The organism is Variovorax sp. HW608 (assembly GCF_900090195.1).
GTDB lineage: Bacteria > Pseudomonadota > Gammaproteobacteria > Burkholderiales > Burkholderiaceae_C > Variovorax.
Map to the genome: position 1 here is coordinate 2,377,379 of NZ_LT607803.1, position 14,875 is coordinate 2,392,253.

General features: G+C 62.8%; 14 protein-coding genes and 2 pseudogenes. 12 read left to right on the forward strand and 4 right to left on the reverse strand.

The window, feature by feature from the left end; genetic code table 11:
* The first annotated feature begins 301 nt into the window (after positions 1-301).
* The 5 genes and pseudogenes from VAR608DRAFT_RS11055 to VAR608DRAFT_RS11075 all read left to right on the forward strand — a co-directional run bounded on the left by VAR608DRAFT_RS11055 (position 302) and on the right by VAR608DRAFT_RS11075 (position 2,804).
* The gene (locus tag VAR608DRAFT_RS11055) at positions 302-1,306 is read left to right on the forward strand and encodes an ABC transporter substrate-binding protein (protein WP_088954116.1); all 1,005 of its coding nucleotides are present in this window, start codon (positions 302-304) and stop codon (positions 1,304-1,306) included.
* Between the two features lie 46 nt (positions 1,307-1,352).
* A pseudogene (locus VAR608DRAFT_RS11060) lies at positions 1,353-1,571 on the forward strand (hypothetical protein); the annotation flags it as partial.
* Between the two features lie 231 nt (positions 1,572-1,802).
* Entirely contained in the window at positions 1,803-2,054 is a 252-nt protein-coding gene (locus tag VAR608DRAFT_RS11065) for an AbrB/MazE/SpoVT family DNA-binding domain-containing protein (protein ID WP_231973437.1), read from the forward strand.
* Positions 2,051-2,425 (forward strand): type II toxin-antitoxin system PemK/MazF family toxin, encoded by a 375-nt coding sequence (locus tag VAR608DRAFT_RS11070; RefSeq protein WP_172843838.1) that lies wholly within the window; start codon positions 2,051-2,053, stop codon positions 2,423-2,425. The genes VAR608DRAFT_RS11065 and VAR608DRAFT_RS11070 overlap by 4 nt, the downstream gene beginning before the upstream one ends.
* A gap of 160 nt (positions 2,426-2,585) precedes the next feature.
* The gene (locus tag VAR608DRAFT_RS11075; protein WP_088954118.1) at positions 2,586-2,804 is read left to right on the forward strand and encodes a PQQ-binding-like beta-propeller repeat protein; all 219 of its coding nucleotides are present in this window, start codon (positions 2,586-2,588) and stop codon (positions 2,802-2,804) included.
* A 44-nt stretch (positions 2,805-2,848) separates the two neighbouring features.
* Here VAR608DRAFT_RS11075 and VAR608DRAFT_RS11080 read toward each other — a convergent pair whose 3' ends face one another.
* Positions 2,849-3,538, reverse strand: coding sequence for a CGNR zinc finger domain-containing protein (locus VAR608DRAFT_RS11080; protein ID WP_088954119.1), 690 nt, complete (start codon positions 3,536-3,538; stop codon positions 2,849-2,851).
* Positions 3,539-3,722: 184 nt separating this feature from the next.
* Here VAR608DRAFT_RS11080 and VAR608DRAFT_RS11085 point away from each other — a divergent pair, with 184 nt between their 5' ends.
* From VAR608DRAFT_RS11085 to VAR608DRAFT_RS11095, 3 genes are read left to right on the forward strand one after another with little or no spacing between them, the layout of a single operon-like run.
* Entirely contained in the window at positions 3,723-4,583 is an 861-nt protein-coding gene (locus VAR608DRAFT_RS11085) for an alpha/beta fold hydrolase (protein ID WP_088954120.1), read from the forward strand.
* A gap of 12 nt (positions 4,584-4,595) precedes the next feature.
* The gene (locus VAR608DRAFT_RS11090) at positions 4,596-5,297 is read left to right on the forward strand and encodes a haloacid dehalogenase type II (protein WP_088954121.1); all 702 of its coding nucleotides are present in this window, start codon (positions 4,596-4,598) and stop codon (positions 5,295-5,297) included.
* A 49-nt stretch (positions 5,298-5,346) separates the two neighbouring features.
* Complete coding sequence (locus VAR608DRAFT_RS11095; protein ID WP_088954122.1) at positions 5,347-6,705, forward strand: IS701 family transposase; 1,359 nt, start codon at positions 5,347-5,349, stop codon at positions 6,703-6,705.
* A gap of 409 nt (positions 6,706-7,114) precedes the next feature.
* Here VAR608DRAFT_RS11095 and VAR608DRAFT_RS11100 read toward each other — a convergent pair whose 3' ends face one another.
* The 3 genes from VAR608DRAFT_RS11100 to VAR608DRAFT_RS11110 all read right to left on the reverse strand — a co-directional run bounded on the left by VAR608DRAFT_RS11100 (position 7,115) and on the right by VAR608DRAFT_RS11110 (position 10,382).
* Positions 7,115-8,266: an IS110 family transposase gene (locus VAR608DRAFT_RS11100; protein ID WP_088954123.1), complete on the reverse strand. Its 1,152-nt coding sequence runs from the start codon at positions 8,264-8,266 to the stop codon at positions 7,115-7,117.
* A gap of 118 nt (positions 8,267-8,384) precedes the next feature.
* Complete coding sequence (locus VAR608DRAFT_RS11105) at positions 8,385-9,278, reverse strand: DUF427 domain-containing protein (RefSeq protein ID WP_197700506.1); 894 nt, start codon at positions 9,276-9,278, stop codon at positions 8,385-8,387.
* A gap of 135 nt (positions 9,279-9,413) precedes the next feature.
* Positions 9,414-10,382: a cupin domain-containing protein gene (locus VAR608DRAFT_RS11110; protein ID WP_088954125.1), complete on the reverse strand. Its 969-nt coding sequence runs from the start codon at positions 10,380-10,382 to the stop codon at positions 9,414-9,416.
* Positions 10,383-10,512: 130 nt separating this feature from the next.
* Here VAR608DRAFT_RS11110 and VAR608DRAFT_RS11115 point away from each other — a divergent pair, with 130 nt between their 5' ends.
* The 4 genes and pseudogenes from VAR608DRAFT_RS11115 to VAR608DRAFT_RS11135 all read left to right on the forward strand — a co-directional run.
* Positions 10,513-11,049 (forward strand): carboxymuconolactone decarboxylase family protein, encoded by a 537-nt coding sequence (locus tag VAR608DRAFT_RS11115; RefSeq protein WP_088954126.1) that lies wholly within the window; start codon positions 10,513-10,515, stop codon positions 11,047-11,049.
* Positions 11,050-11,069: 20 nt separating this feature from the next.
* Entirely contained in the window at positions 11,070-13,073 is a 2,004-nt protein-coding gene (gene dsbD / locus VAR608DRAFT_RS11120; RefSeq protein ID WP_197700507.1) for a protein-disulfide reductase DsbD, read from the forward strand.
* Positions 13,070-13,876 carry a TlpA disulfide reductase family protein gene (locus VAR608DRAFT_RS11125; protein ID WP_088954127.1) on the forward strand — a complete coding sequence of 269 codons (807 nt, stop codon included), beginning with the start codon at positions 13,070-13,072 and terminating at the stop codon, positions 13,874-13,876. Before dsbD ends, VAR608DRAFT_RS11125 begins: the two co-directional genes overlap by 4 nt.
* A 113-nt stretch (positions 13,877-13,989) precedes the next feature.
* Positions 13,990-14,644 (forward strand): annotated as a pseudogene (locus VAR608DRAFT_RS11135) (DUF1259 domain-containing protein); the annotation flags it as partial.
* Positions 14,645-14,875: the final 231 nt, after the last annotated feature.

Below are 14,875 nucleotides of genomic sequence, written 5' to 3' on the forward strand. Positions count from 1 at the left end.
GGCGGCTCACGGCGGTCGGGTTTGCTGCGCCGAACTTGAGCCGGCGACCGTCCCTCCTTGGCGCACACCAGCCGATCAGCAGACGCCAGAGACGCCAGGAAGCGGCCTTTGAATTCCGGCTGGCCCGGGAACGCGGAACCAGAAATGGTGACGCAGTTCGTTGAGCAGACAGGGCCTCTGCAAACTGAGGGCTCGGAGCCGTGCAGCCGGGCCTCAACGCTCGACCTGCGCTTCGCGGCGGGCCGATCGGAACGCCTGCTCCGGTCTATGATTGGGGCTCCTGTGTCAACCAGGTGATCCAATGATGGATCGGCGCACGTTCATTGGCTCGACGGTCACCCTTGTCGCCACTGTATCGCTGCCGGCCAATGCGCAATCGGTGGGGAAGGTATGGCGAATCGGCTATATCGGATCCGCGCCATTGACGGACCCCGAGCAGGCACGCATCTGGGGCACATTCCTGGAGACTTTGCGGAGCTTCGGGTACATCGAGGGACAGAACCTCGCCTTCGAAATGCGGTTCTCGAAGGGAAATATCGAGCGCTATCCGGCGCTCGCCGCCGAACTGGTTCGCCTCAACGTCGACGTGATTGTGGTGGGCAGCGCCCCGGGCGCGCGCGCGGCAAAAGAAGTGACGGCGACGATTCCGATTGTCATGGCGGGGACCAGCGATCCCGTCGGTGCTGGTCTGGTCGCCAGCCTCGCGCATCCTGGCGGCAACATCACCGGCGTCGCAGACTATCAGGTGGACCTGATTCCCAAGCGCCTTGAGCTGCTCAAGACCGTGGCCACGCAAGCCACACGAGTTGCAAATCTGTTCGGGAACTTCGGCGGCTTCGATGCCGCGAAGCTCGCCGCACTCGACACCGAACAGGATGCGGCCGCCCACTCGCTGGGAGTGACCTTGCTGCGCTTCCAGATGAACACGCCGCAGGACTTCGACGCCACGACCGCCGCTGTGGTCCGAGAGCATCCGGACGCCCTGCTGCTGAGCCCGAACCCTACCAATTTCATTCTGCGCCACGAACTCGCCGCATTCGCGCTCAAGCAGCGAATTCCCACGATGGCCGCCCGTCGTGAGGAGGCTCTCGCCGGGATGCTGATGTCCTATGGCCCGAGCCTCGCTGACCTCGCGCGCCATGTCGCGATCTATGTTGACAAGATCTTCAAGGGGTCCAAGCCGGCCGAGCTCCCCGTTGAACAGCCAACGAAGTTCGAGCTTGTCATCAACATGAAGACCGCGAAGGCGCTGGGTCTCGCGATCCCTCAATCGCTTCTGCTGCGTGCGGACGAAATAATCCAATGATCCCGTGACGACAATTCCTGCAGAGGCTCGGCAGCGCGCGCGGTTCGCACGCCGCTCATGGCGCATCGGCCAGAGGCACGACGTTCGTGTCTACTTCCTGGGCTACGCGGGCACCACGCGGATGGACTGCCTCAAGCTCATGGGTGAAAAGATCGCGGTGTCGCAGTCGACGTCGGGCGACATGCCCGAGTCAGGCCTCGACGTGCTCAACGAAACGTCGGGCGACACCATCGAGGTGGCGTTGGCCAAGGAACTGCTGAGCGCGCCGCAGGCGTTCAATGTTGGTCCCCCGTTCCGAATACCGGAGCGAGGGGATTTTTTATGCGTCTTCCTGTCGAGCGCAAGTCCGGCGAGGTGAGCCATCATTGCTGGATGCGCCCGAGGACGGTGGCCCGGGCCACCACCTGGGTCCGGCGTTGGATCGTGCGCGTTTCGACGAATGTTGACACGGTGCCCCAATGTTTATACACTGGTGTAAACAAGCAGGGATCTTTTCATGAGCACTTCCATTGGTCAAATCAGCGCGTGGGGCAACGGCTTGGCGCTTCGTCTCACCAAACCGATGGCGAAGACTGCAGGGGTTGTGGATGGCACGCCGGTTCGCGTGACCGTCAAGCCTGGTCGCATCGTCATCGAAGCCGAAACCGAGCCGACGCTTGAACAGATGCTGGCGTCCTTCGACCCCAAGAAGCACGGTGGCGAATCGATGGCTGGCGGCTCGGTGGGGGCCGAGGCCTTCGCCCGATGAGCACACGCAAGTCGCCGCCGTGGGTGCCCGAGCGTGGCGAGATCATCTTCATCCAGTACAACCCGCAAGTTGGCAAGGAAATGCCCGACGATCACCCCATGCTGGTCATGTCGATGAAGGCCTTTGCCGAGCGAACGGGGCTGGTTGTCGGTTTTCCCATGACGCACGCCAAGTACCACGCGGACAACCCATTCGCCATCGCGGCGACCGGCGCGAAGGGTGAAGTCGGCTACGTGCTTGCGCACGAGCCCAAGTCCTTCGACTGGCGGCAGCGAAACGCGCGTCCACACCCGTGGGGAACAGGTCATTCGAAGCTGCTGGGTTCGGCGCTCAAGCGTTTCGACACCGTGTTTGCCGTGTGCGATCACTGAGCCGAAAAAGCCCGAGATTGCGGGCCAGAACCCGTCATTCGCCGCCGGGTCCAATTCGCCGAACAGCGGACGCTCGCAGCGGCCTCGCAACACTGTCAGTCCGAGTAGACCCGCTTCGTACCGAAGCGCACGCACACAAACTGAGCGTCGGGGAACAATCATGTTCTTCGCCGACCTGGGCGGCAACCTTTATGCGCTGGACTCTTCCACGGGCCAGAAACTCTGGGTCGGGCCGCTAGGAACCGGCAGCGGGATCGGAGGTGGCGTGATCACGTACGCCGTGGACGGGGTGCAGAAGGTCGCCGTGGCCGACGGATTTACCATGGTCGTGGCCAACGAAGCCAAGGCCGGCAAGAGTCGCCATCTTGGGCCTCGATAGCGCCGCAGAGAAGAAATGAAGCCGGACTTCGACTTTGGAAAGCATCAGGGTCGCGCTCGGCGACGAGAAGAGGGCGCCGATTCACTATCTTGCCCGCTCGCTCGAACCGACCGTTCTCGATGCGCCGCTTGCTTGGCCCTGTTTCCGCATACACCCATGCTGCACCAGCGGCGCATATGCCCTCGTGTCGTATCGACGAATAGCAACGTGCAGGTGTGCCACTCGCACTCCTTGACGTAGGTGAAATCGACGGTGGTCAAAAGGTCGGCCATTGCCTTCGCCACTGGCAGCAGCAATGTCTCGGGGGAGCGCCAGCGCCGGTCTGCAACGAATTCGAGGCCAGTAGCGCCTTCATCATTCGTATTTTCATGACGGGGAACCAACTGGCCATACACCTCGTCTCGGGCCAGCAGTCGGTTCAAGGGCTTGAGCTCTCGGATCGCTTCACGAGTCAACGGAGCGCCCATGTGCGAGGTAACGAACGTACGGAACCAGTCACGAAGCCCGCGCGCTTGAACAGCAACCGCGTCCAGCTCGCCAGGCCCCGCAGATTTCCGCATGTGCTCCACCACCTTCGACTTGACCAGGTTGGCCTGCAAAAGCCAGTTCAGGAGGTCCTCGCCCGTCTCGATCCACTCCACCGGAATATCAACGGGTGAGGCAATCGAGTTCAAAAAGTCCAGTGCGGCAACGCCGCCAATGAACATGGCGGGCGGGCGTGTTGGTTCAACCATGATTTGCCGGATTCTCCAAAGCTGTAGAGGGTGGTTGTGTCGGGTAAACCCACGGCGTTGCCAACATTCCCCTTCCACGATCAATGATAACCACCAAAATGGCGACAAGCAAGTTACTATGAAGGTAACCAGTAATATGGTTGCAAGTTGGTTATCTTGATATCGAGCATGAAAGGAGACGGAGATGAACGTCATCAATTACCAGCGGGTCGATGTCGATGGATTCGGCGTTGCCTACCGCGAGGCCGGTCCAGCCAGCGCCCCGGTCGTGTTGCTGCTGCACGGCTTTCCGAGTTCGAGCCACATGTTTCGGGACCTGATTCCGAAACTGGCCGACCGCTACCGGGTCATTGCGCCTGATCTGCCGGGTTTCGGGCAATCCGACTTGCCGTCGCGTGAGCAGTTCAAATACACGTTCGCCAACCTGGCGAAGGTCATGACGAGATTCACCGAGGTGCTGAAGCTCGATCACTTCGCCATCTATGTGTTCGACTACGGCTCGCCCACAGGGCTGCGGATGGCAGTCGAGCACCCGGAGCGCGTGACGGCCATCATCACGCAGAACGGCAATGCCTACGTGGAAGGTCTGAGCGAAGGTTGGAACCCGATCCGTGCCTACTGGAAGGAGCCGACGCAGGCCAACCGCGATGCGCTGCGTGCGCTCCTGACGCCGGAGACCACGTACTGGCAGTACACGACCGGTGTGAAGGACAAGACGCTCGTCTCGCCGGACGGCTACAACCTGGACAACTACTACATGACCCGTCCAGGCGCGCACGATGCGCAACTGGACCTGTTCCTCGACTATGCGAGCAACTTGGAGCTCTACCCGAAGTTCCAGGAGTACTTCCGCGCGCACCAGCCACCGCTGCTTGCCGTGTGGGGCAATGGCGACCCGTTCTTCCTGCCCGCAGGCGCCGAGGCGTTCAAGCGCGATATCAAGGATGCTCGGATCCGGTTCTTCGATACGGGGCACTTCGCGCTCGAAACGCACTGCGACGAGATCGCGGCCGAGATCCGGGGTTTTCTTCGGAACTCGAAGTAAGAGGAGGTTGCCATGAACGACATTCGCGCCATCGTCTTCGACCTGTACGGCACCCTCTACGACGTTCACTCCGTCGCAGCCTTGTGCGAGGCCTTCTATCCAGGCCGCGGACTCGATGTCAGCAAGCTGTGGCGGCAGAAGCAACTCGAGTACACCTGGCTGCGCAGCCTCATGGGCCAGTACGTCAACTTCGAGCGTGCGACAGAGGACGCTTTGATCTACACCTGCCGAAACCTTGGCATCGAGCTCGACGATGCGCGGCGCGAGGCCTTGTGCGAGGCTTACCTCCGGCTGTCGCCCTTCACCGAAGTTCCGCAGGCGCTGCGTGAGCTGCGCGCACGCGGCTTCACGCTCGCGATCCTGTCGAACGGATCGAACTACTCCATCGAGTCGGTTGTGCGCCACTCGGGACTCGCGGGAGAGTTCCAGCATCTCATCAGTGTCGAAGACGCGCAGATCTTCAAGCCGAGCAGCCGCGCCTACGAGCTGGCCGAGTCTCGGCTGGAGCTCGGGCGCACTGCCATTCTCTTCGTCTCGTCCAACGGCTGGGATATCACCGGTGCGGCGTATCACGGCTTTCCGACCTGCTGGGTCAACCGCGGCGGCGCCACTTTTGAGGAGATGGGGCAGCGGCCGGCCAACACCATCTCCGGACTCGACAAGCTCCCTGGACTTCTTGGCCGCCTTTCTAATCTTACTGTGTTAGTAATTTGAGCGAAATCAAGGCATTATGCGCGCTTCTTCAAGCGAAGGGCGAACCTTGATGGAAGACTTGCAGGAATTCGAGCGCTACATGGCCCATCTGAGTGAGGGGCTGGGTCATTCGGACCGCCATGCGGGCTTGCGGGGTTACACCACAGGGCTGATGTCGCCGCTGCAGCGCAAGAGCGTGGAGCCGATGGCGGCACATATGGACCCGCTGAACGTTCGTTCGCGCCACCAGTCGCTGCACCACTTCGTGGCCGACGCGAATTGGTCGGACGAGCGCATGCTGCTGGGGATATGCCAGTGGGTCGTGCCGTTGATGGATTTCAGCGACGGCGGCTGGTGGATCATCGATGACACCGGCTTTCCCAAGCAGGGGCGGCACTCGGTGGGCGTCGCGCGCCAATACTGCGGGATGCTGGGCAAGCAGGACAACTGCCAGGTGGCGGTGAGCGTGTCGCTGGCCTGCGCGGCGGCCAGCATTCCGGTGGCGTGGCAGCTGTACCTTCCCCAAGAGTGGGCTGACGACGAGGCCCGACGCGAGAAGGCCCGCGTGCCTGAAGCGCTCGCGTTCGCCACCAAGCCTCAAATCGCGCTGCAGCAGATCGAACACCTGATGGCCCAGGGGGCGCCGAGGCACTGCGTGTTGGCCGACGCGGGCTATGGCGTAGACACGGCGTTTCGCGAACGCCTGGACGAGCTTGGATTGCGCTACGTCGTGGGGGTGACGGGCAGCGTCACGGTATGGCCGCCTGGGCACGAACCCCTGCCGCCCAAGCCTTACAGCGGCAGGGGCCGAGTGCCACGACGGCTGCGCCGCGGCGACGCCACCGCCCCCGAGCACCGGCCCCGCACGGTCAAGGACGTGGCCTTCGACATCGAGCCCGATGACTGGCAAGAAGTCACCTGGCGCGAGGGCTCGAACGCCGCACTGTGCTCGCACTTCGCGCGCGTGCGGGTCCGTGCAGCGCACCGCGACGAGAAGCGCAGCGAACTGCGCGAGCCGCAATGGCTGCTGATGGAGTGGCCCGAGGGCCACGAAGAGCCACTGAAGTACTGGTTGTCCACGCTGCCCGAAGACACGTCGCTGGAGCGCATGGTCTACGAGGCCAAGATGCGCTGGCGCATTGAGCGTGACTACCAGGATCTCAAGCAGGACCTGGGCCTCGGGCAGTACGAAGGGCGGGGTTGGCGTGGGTTTCATCATCACGCCAGTCTCAGCATCGCCGCCTACGGCTTCCTGCTGGCGCAGCGACTGCAGCACCCCGACGAGATCGGGGGTAAAAAAAACCCTGGCCGCCAAGCGCCTACCCTACCCACGCATTACAAACCTCGGGGAAGCCCAGAGGGCGCAGCGCCACGTCCCATCCTCCATCACCAGTTTGCGATTGCGTATCGGCGCACTGCTGGCTCGTAACCTGCCCCGATGTCCCTGTTGTCTTCGGCATCAACGAGCACCAAATATATAACACAGTAAGACTTCTATGGGGTATTGGAAGTCAAGCCCTTTGGGGATCAATTTTGTGCAGGCCGACTACTTTTTTTGAGTCGGTGCCGCGAAGACCTGTGCTTGCATTGAGGAGTCCCCTTTGAACAAAGCGAGGGCATCGACGACAGGATTCAGGTCGGGGTGCGTGATGCCCGGGTGTTTGCCCGGTCCAACTTCTATCCGTGCCGGCACCAGGCCGGTCACCACATACCGCATGCGCATGGCGCTGGAACCACCCCGTTACTGGCGCCCCATCTAAAACTACGACTACCCGTCGGGTAATCCTCTTACTGTCCGGGCGCGCTCACCTTCATCAATGTCGCTCGAGGTGCTCCGTTCAGGCCGCCACCGCTTCGCTGTCCAGTGGCTTGAGCCTTGCCTCGAGTGGAATCTCACCATATTCGAGATAGCGCCATAGCGCAATCGCCAGCCGCCGCGCAAGCGCGACAATGCCGATCCGTCGCATGCGCTTGCCGGCGACAGCAAAGCGCTGATTGAACCATTGGCTCAACTGGCTGGCCGGCTGGAAGCGCAGCCAGCTCCACGCGAGTTCGACCATCAGCCACCGGCTGCGCTTGTTGCCGGCCTTGCTGATGCCCTGCTCGACGTTGCTGGCGCCGCTTGCGTAGGGCGTCGGCGCCAGGCCCAGGCAGCCGGCAAGTTCACGCCGGTTGTGAAACCGCCGCCAGCCAAACAGTTCCTTGACCAGGGTCCATGCACTTCCCGTGCCGATACCTGCCAGCCGGGTGAGCAGTGCGATCGCGGGTTGTGCACCGCTGCGGACCTGATGCTGCTGCATTGTCTCCAGCGCCCTGATCTGCCTGGCAACCAGCGACAGGCGTTCGAACTCGCGCTCAATCTCGGCGCGCAAACCTGGCAACAGTCGCGCGGCGTGCTGAGTCCACCAGCCCACCCATGTGCGCCCACCGATGCGCTCGACCCGTAGGTCGTGCAGCACCAGCAGCGAACGAATCCGGTTGCTGTGCGCCGTACGTTCCTGCCGCAGGCGCCCAAGTTCCCGGTGCACGCGCCGCTCATCTTCCTGCTCCGGGCTGGGAATCCGCGCAACGGCCCACACGCGCCGTTCACCAGCGTGGTAGCGCATCAGCATCGACAGCAGCTTGTCGCTGTCGAGCCGATCCGTCTTGGCACGGCGCGCCCGCCGATTGACTTCGATACTGGCCGAGTCCACTACGAGGTTGGCGATCCCTTGTTCAGTCAGCCAGCGGTGCAGCCAGAAGCCGTCACGGCCTGCCTCGTAGCAACTGCGCACCGGCACTTGCCCAGTCAGGCCGCAGCGTGCCTTGGCCTTGGTGATCGCGGTCAGCACAAACGCCGTATCCCCTGCTGCGACCGAGCATCGGCTCGGCGCGCGCACCCCGTCACCCAGGGATAGCTTCCAGCTCTTGTCGCCCAATTCAAAGGCCATGTACAGCCAGCCGGTGATCGGCATATCCTGGCCCCGAAGGGCTGTGTCAGGTGCGTTCATTTGCGTGCTCCTTTCGAGAAACGAGTCTCCGAATCCTCGTTCTACTCCAGGGGGCTGACCTCCGCGGCCCTTCCATAGTATCTAACGAATGACTCCGTAAAGACTGATGCCGTGTCGCCTAGGTGCGCTGCCGGTCGGGGTGATTGCCGCGCTCCAGCATCTCATCGGGGTCCAGACCTCGGTCGATTCCGTGCGGTAGAACGCCCTGGCCAGGCTCCAACGCGAGTCGCTTGCTGTCCAGGAAGACTTCGATCTTGTCCGGCTCGAAGGAGACCAGGGTGGAGATGCGCGCGACCTCGGACCAGGCCTGCGGATAGGACCACGCCGCCTTCCTGTGGCTGCCAATGTCGTAATAGCTGGCCAGGCCCTTGTACGGGCAGAACGTCCGCCCCTCGACAGGCGTTAGCGCGGCTTCGTCGATGTCCTCGCGCGGCACGTACCAGCGTGGCGCGAAACCGGACTCGAACAACACGAGGGGATGCGTTGTGTCCGCGATCACCCGATCGCCGTCCCTGACGACGAGGTGACGCGAGCTTTGCCTGATGTCGATGCGGTGGTATGCGTCGGCAGCATGGCCGACGATGCGCTCGTCCTCCTCGTAGAAGGCGTCCATGGCACGCCACGCAAACGCGACCCTGTCCTGCAGCACATTGGCATGATCAGGCAGACCTGTGTATTGCCAAGCGGCGTGAGCGGCACTTCGATCACCGACGCTTGCGCTGAACCATGCGGTATCGCCCAAATCGCGGTGCCGGGTCGCCCGGTCTTCCAGAGTCAGGACGCTCGGCCGGATGTCGGCGATCGGAAAGTACGCGACCGGGTAGCGGCCCGGTTCGTGGAGCAGGACCACATTCTCGCTGTCCGCAATCCACTCACCAGCCAGCTTGACGCGCATCCGCCGGCGCAGGGGCTCGGCGAACAGCAGTCGTTGCGGGAGCGGCTCGGGAGTGAGGAAGCGTCCCACCGTTGCGCCACCCAGGGGGCCTTGCTGCCAAGAGAGTCCCATAGTCATGCTCCTTTTGCTGTGGCCCGCCGATTCACGGGGCGCGGCAATCACGTTCCTGTTCGTGCAGCTTAGCTTCCATTTGGTAACCCGTCAAAGTCCTGCAATCAGGTTATCAAGAAAGGCCCGAGCTTGAGATCATGATCAATGTTTTCCGAGCCTTCCCGGGATTTCCGATGCAGACAGGCGCGCCGCACGGCGCCACTCCGCGGGCGACACGCCCATGCGTTGCTTGAAGGCGAGTCTGAAGGCGCCTACGGACTGATATCCGACCATTTCCGCCACGACTTCGGTGGAGATCGATGGTTTCTTCAATTCGTTGGTAGCGATGCTGATCCGGATGTCCGTCAATAGATCGCTCGCGGAACGACCCACTCTGTCCTGGAAGTGCCGCGCCAGGGTGGCCCGTGACATGTTGCAAAGGCGTGCCAGATCGGGCAAGGTCCATTGGCGCGCGGGCTCCCGCAACATCGCCGCGAGCGCGGGCGCCAGGCGGGGGTGACCCGCCAAGGCGAGCAGTCCGACGGGAGCTTCATCCGATTCGCTCGCCATCCTCAACGTCAGCGCGAACATGGCCGCTGACAGAGCATTCAGCATGGCGTGGCCGCCCAGGCTGTCGCCGGCCGACTCCGCCCGCATCAGTCCTACCAGGCTCGCGAGTTGCGCGCCGGTCGCTGGCGCCGCGGCATCCTGGCCGGCGGCATGCACCACCAGGGTCGAGGGCAAATAGCTGCACATCAGGCGGTCCTGCTGCGGCTCGAGAACGAAGCGGCCGCACAGCATGTCCAGGCGATCTCCGGCGCCGGCGTTTTCGCTGATGACGAAGTTCTGGTTCTCGCGCTCGGTCACCTGCGCCGGCGGGGCCCCGCTGCCATCGTGCAGAACGTGTGCGGAGCCGTGGGACAGCAACACGATGTCTCCCGCCGTGAGTTCCCTTGGCGGACTGCCATCCCGACTTTCAAGGACGGCGAAACCGCTGAGCACGACGTGATAGGGCATTTCCCCGGCAGGTGATCGCTCGTAGACCACCCGCCAGGGCGCGCCGTAGAGACAGCGGAGTTCAAGCTGTCCGCTGACCGGGATCATGTGCAGGAATTTGCTGAGCCAATCCATGGGTGAGGTGCGTCGGAAGGTTGTGTAGTGAGACGAATCGATAGCTTAATGAGGTATTTTGGTCTTATCAATCTCAAGTGGCGCGCCTACAGTCACAGCTCCTCAACAACCTTCTTCACCGGAGCTTTCCATGACTCGTATCGCTACCCCTGCCATCGCATCAGCAACCGGGGCCACCGCCGAGGTGTACGCCCAGATCAAGAAGGCCGCTGGCAGCGTTCCCAATACCTTCGCGACGATCGGCGCACACGGCCCAGCCGCGCTGAAGGCTGTCCTCCAGGCCGACGGGGCGCTGGCGACCGGTTCGCTAAGCAAGCAGGACCAGGAAACCATCAAGCTGGTGGTCAGCAAGGTTGCGGGCTGTGACTATTGCGTTGCTGCGCACAGCATGCTTGGCAAGCTCACGGGACTCCCGTCCGAAGTGCTCAAGCAAATTCGCGCCGGACTGCCCACGGGCGATGCCAAGCGCGATGCGCTCGTGCGGTTCGTCGGCAAGCTGGCGCGAACCAGCGGCACCATCAGCCAGGAAGAGTTCTCTTCGATCAAGGCTGCCGGATACACCGACGCTCAGTTGGTGGACATCAGCCTCGCGATCGCGGTGACTGTCTTTACGAACGTGTTCAATCGCATCAACGACACCGCCATCGACTTCCCTGCGGTCGCCTAGAGAACAGTAGGCAGTAGGCCATGGCGAACCGGGACTTGCGAATGCCGCGTTTTCGAGCGGGGCGGTCGCCGGTTCGGTTCGTCGCGCTGGCCGCTATCACGATCAGCTTGGCATCGACGGATCGTTCAGCTGCCGCGGGTCAAGAACTTCCTTTCCTGCAACGAGCCCTTGTGTACGTGCCTTTCCATTGTCTATCGCGCTTCATGCGCCACGTCCTGATTTCGTTGATCGTGATGCTCGGGGTCTTCCAAGGCGTCGCGCAGGCGGAAGAGTCGTTTCTGCCTGTGGAGCAGGCATTCGCCATGAGCGTCCGACAGCCAAGCAGTCCTGATGAACCCGTCCGGTTTCGGTGGACGATTGCGCCGGGCTACTACCTGTATCGCGACCGTATCGCGGTCACTGCACAGCCTTCGGGTGCGCCGGTCGACTTCGTTCGCCCGGCGAGCGAGCAGAAAAGCGATCCGAATTTCGGGCCGATGGAGGTCTATCACAGCTCTGTAGCGATCCAGGCCAAGGCGCCGGATGCGCGAACGCAATCGATGACCGTCACGTGGCAAGGCTGCGCCGAAGCGGGACTTTGTTATCCGCCGCAGATGCGCACGGTGACGATCGAACCGTCGGCCACAGACACGGGCCATTCGGCTCCAGCAGTCGCAGGCGCGGAGCGCGGCACACTGTTGGACGTGGCAGGAGGCAACGACGGCGATGTCCTGAGCCTGATCGAGAAACGCTCGCTGGCATGGACCCTCCCGTTGTTTTTTGCCTTTGGCATCGCCCTGGCCTTTACGCCGTGCGTACTGCCGATGGTGCCCATTGTTTCGAGCATCGTGGTCGGCAACCAGGCCACGCCGCGGCGCGCGCTGGCACTCTCGCTCGCATTCGTCCTTCCGATGGCGTTGACGTACGCGATATTGGGGGTCGCCGCGGCCGTTGCCGGAGCCAATCTACAGGCACTTTTGCAGAACCGATGGACACTGCTCGCGTTCGGCGCGGTGTTCGTCGTCCTGGCATGTGGCATGTTCGGCTTGTTCACGCTGCAATTGCCGGCCGTCCTGCGTGATCGGCTGGACAGTGCGAGCCGTTGCCGACGGAGTGGCACGATGGCGGGTGCGGCGGGAATGGGAGCGCTTTCGGCACTGCTGGTCGGGCCTTGCATGACGGCGCCGCTCGCCGGAACCTTGCTCTACATTGCGCAGAGCGGAAACGCAGTCCAAGGCGGCCTGCTCCTGCTCTCCCTTGGACTTGGAATGGGCGTTCCGTTGCTCGTCGTTGGCACGGTGGGCGCCCGGTACCTGCCCAATCCGGGGCAATGGATGGACCGCGTCAAGGGCGCTTTTGGGTTTCTGCTTCTCGGCACAGCGATCTGGATGGTGCAGCGTGTGGTGTCCGAGCCAGTTTCGCTGGGGCTGTGGGGCTCGCTGCAGGTCGGTCTGGCGGTGACCCTGTATCAATTGGCCGCACCGGAAGGAGAAGGGCACGAACGTGCAAGCACGGGCGCGCGGATACTGCTTTGCAGTGCTGCGCTGTTGGCCGGGTTGTGGGGCGGCGCGACGGTACTTGGCGCGGCCCGCGGTGCCGGGGATCCGCTGCAGCCACTGGGATTCGTCACGCACACGGCAGCCCCACGCGGAAACGCTCACGTGGCAGGCGCCGCGCTTCTCTTCAAGCCCGTCGACAGTTCGAGTGAACTCCAGAAGCAGATCGAGGCCGCCCGCGATGCGGGTAAGCCGGTGCTGGTGGATTTCTACGCGGACTGGTGTGTCTCTTGCAAGAGCATCGAGAAAGAGGTATTCGGAGATGCGCAGGTTCAACACGCACTGCGCGGCATCGTGCTGCTGCGAGCGGATGTCACGGCAAGCAATCCAGCCCAGATGGCCCTGATGCGAGCTCATCAGATCATCGGACCGCCGACTGTGATGCTGTTCGATGCCCAAGGACGCGAGCGGCGTGGCTCCCGCCTGGTCGGAGACTTTACGGCGGGTGATCTCATCAGGCGGCAACCTACTGGCGGGGACCGCTCATGAGCGGGGCCCTTCAAATCGGTCCGCTCAGCGTGCCGTTTGAGTTGCTGCTCGTGTTCGCAGCCGTGGGATCGGGGTCCCTGGTCGGGAGCCGTCTCGGACGCAAACTTGGCGTCGATGCCGATCCAGCGCTCTTTCGCTTGTTGCTAGTCGCCCTGATCGCCTCGCGGCTCTCGTTCGTGCTCCGATTCCACGAGGCATACAGCGCGGCGCCGCTTGGCATTTTGGATATTCGCGACGGTGGATGGAGCCCGCTGGGAGGAATCGTCGCTGCGTGGGCGTGCCTGTTGGTTCTTGCATGGCTTCGCCGGACGCTGGCAAGGCCCGTGGGCGCCGCGCTGGCCACCGCTACCGGAGGCTGGCTGCTCGGCACCATGATCCTCGCGACCTGGCCCGCCGAAGCGCTCCAGATACCGGTGGTCAAACTGGCAAGCCCGCAAGGGCAGGAGGTGTTGCTTTCGGAGTTCCATGGCAAACCCGTCGTGGTGAATCTATGGGCCACCTGGTGTCCACCATGCCAACGCGAACTGCCCATTCTGGAGCAGGCACAGACGGAACGCCCAGATGTCCACTTCGTCTTTCTGAACCAGGGTGAAGCCGCCGAAACGGTGAACAGCTTTTTGGTTGCCCGATATCCGGGGTTGCGCAATGTCTTGCTTGATATCGAAGGCAGCGTTTCGGCCTCGTTCGGCCAACGCGCGCTGCCCACCACATTGTTCTTCGATGCGCACGGCAAGCTTGTCAGTACGCGCATCGGTGAACTCTCGCGCGCGACGTTGGCGCAACGGCTCGATGCGTTGCCATAGTGCTGGTGCAGAGTTGAATCAGCTCGAAAGTTGATCGTGAAAACTCTGTTTCTCGTGCGGCACGCCAAATCGAGTCGCGACGATCCGTCCTTGCCCGACCGGGAGCGACCATTGGACGATCGCGGCTGATGGGCGACACGGTTCTCTTCGAAGATGAAGTGAATCCCGCGATGAGCGCTGCACTCGACACGGGCCTCGAGGTCACGGCGTAGCACAACCATTTCTTCTTCGACGCGCCCAAGGTCTACTTCATGCACATCGGCGGCCAAGGCGATGCGCGCAAGCTCGCCGCTGGCGTCAAGGCCGTGTATGAACCGCATCGCACAGATCCGCTCGACCCAGGCGACTCTGGCCGCTGCGTTCAGCGGCGAGGTGCCAGCGCCCAGTCATATCAGCGCAGCCCCGATCGAGGAGGCGCTCGGTGCAAAAGCCGACAGCAAGGACGGCATGGTGAAGGTCACGATCGGGCGGACCGCTCGCATGCACGACGCGATGGTCGGCAACCAGATGGGCGTGAACGCCTGGGCCGCGTTCGCCGGCAGCGACGACAACGCCGTGGTCGACGGCGACTTTGCGATGACCGAAGGCGAGCTGCAGCCAGTACTGAAAGCCATGCGAGGCGACGGCATCAACATCGTCGCGATTCACCAGCATATGACGCACGAGACGCCGCGCATCATGTTCCTGCACTACTGGGGCAAGGGCAAGGCCGCGGATCTCGCGCGTGCCGTCAGGCATGCACTCGATGCACAGCACGCCGCAGGATAAGGCGCACGCATGCCGATGATCGCGCGAATGTCGTGTGCCTGAAGAGCGATGACGGTGGTATCTGGCTGAAAGCACTAGAGCAGGGAGCCCCGGCGCCACGGGATTCCCGCTCGCTGCTCGAGTGGGCCCTGGCCGTTTGGCGACTGGCGCTCTCCGGCCCATGATTCTAGGATGCCGGCTTTCACATGCGGGAATGCACCATGAAACCGATGCACATGCGCGTTTTCATTT

Excerpts from the sequence above, each read along its gene's own strand:
- VAR608DRAFT_RS11055 (WP_088954116.1), top strand. The coding sequence starts at position 302 with ATGATGGATCGGCGCACGTTCATTGGCTCGACGGTCACCCTTGTCGCC.
- VAR608DRAFT_RS11065 (WP_231973437.1), top strand. The coding sequence starts at position 1,803 with ATGAGCACTTCCATTGGTCAAATCAGCGCGTGGGGCAACGGCTTGGCG.
- VAR608DRAFT_RS11070 (WP_172843838.1), top strand. The coding sequence starts at position 2,051 with ATGAGCACACGCAAGTCGCCGCCGTGGGTGCCCGAGCGTGGCGAGATC.
- VAR608DRAFT_RS11075 (WP_088954118.1), top strand. The coding sequence starts at position 2,586 with ATGTTCTTCGCCGACCTGGGCGGCAACCTTTATGCGCTGGACTCTTCC.
- VAR608DRAFT_RS11080 (WP_088954119.1), bottom strand. The coding sequence starts at position 3,538 with ATGGTTGAACCAACACGCCCGCCCGCCATGTTCATTGGCGGCGTTGCC.
- VAR608DRAFT_RS11085 (WP_088954120.1), top strand. The coding sequence starts at position 3,723 with ATGAACGTCATCAATTACCAGCGGGTCGATGTCGATGGATTCGGCGTT.
- VAR608DRAFT_RS11090 (WP_088954121.1), top strand. The coding sequence starts at position 4,596 with ATGAACGACATTCGCGCCATCGTCTTCGACCTGTACGGCACCCTCTAC.
- VAR608DRAFT_RS11095 (WP_088954122.1), top strand. The coding sequence starts at position 5,347 with ATGGAAGACTTGCAGGAATTCGAGCGCTACATGGCCCATCTGAGTGAG.
- VAR608DRAFT_RS11100 (WP_088954123.1), bottom strand. The coding sequence starts at position 8,266 with ATGAACGCACCTGACACAGCCCTTCGGGGCCAGGATATGCCGATCACC.
- VAR608DRAFT_RS11105 (WP_197700506.1), bottom strand. The coding sequence starts at position 9,278 with ATGACTATGGGACTCTCTTGGCAGCAAGGCCCCCTGGGTGGCGCAACG.
- VAR608DRAFT_RS11110 (WP_088954125.1), bottom strand. The coding sequence starts at position 10,382 with ATGGATTGGCTCAGCAAATTCCTGCACATGATCCCGGTCAGCGGACAG.
- VAR608DRAFT_RS11115 (WP_088954126.1), top strand. The coding sequence starts at position 10,513 with ATGACTCGTATCGCTACCCCTGCCATCGCATCAGCAACCGGGGCCACC.
- dsbD (WP_197700507.1), top strand. The coding sequence starts at position 11,070 with ATGGCGAACCGGGACTTGCGAATGCCGCGTTTTCGAGCGGGGCGGTCG.
- VAR608DRAFT_RS11125 (WP_088954127.1), top strand. The coding sequence starts at position 13,070 with ATGAGCGGGGCCCTTCAAATCGGTCCGCTCAGCGTGCCGTTTGAGTTG.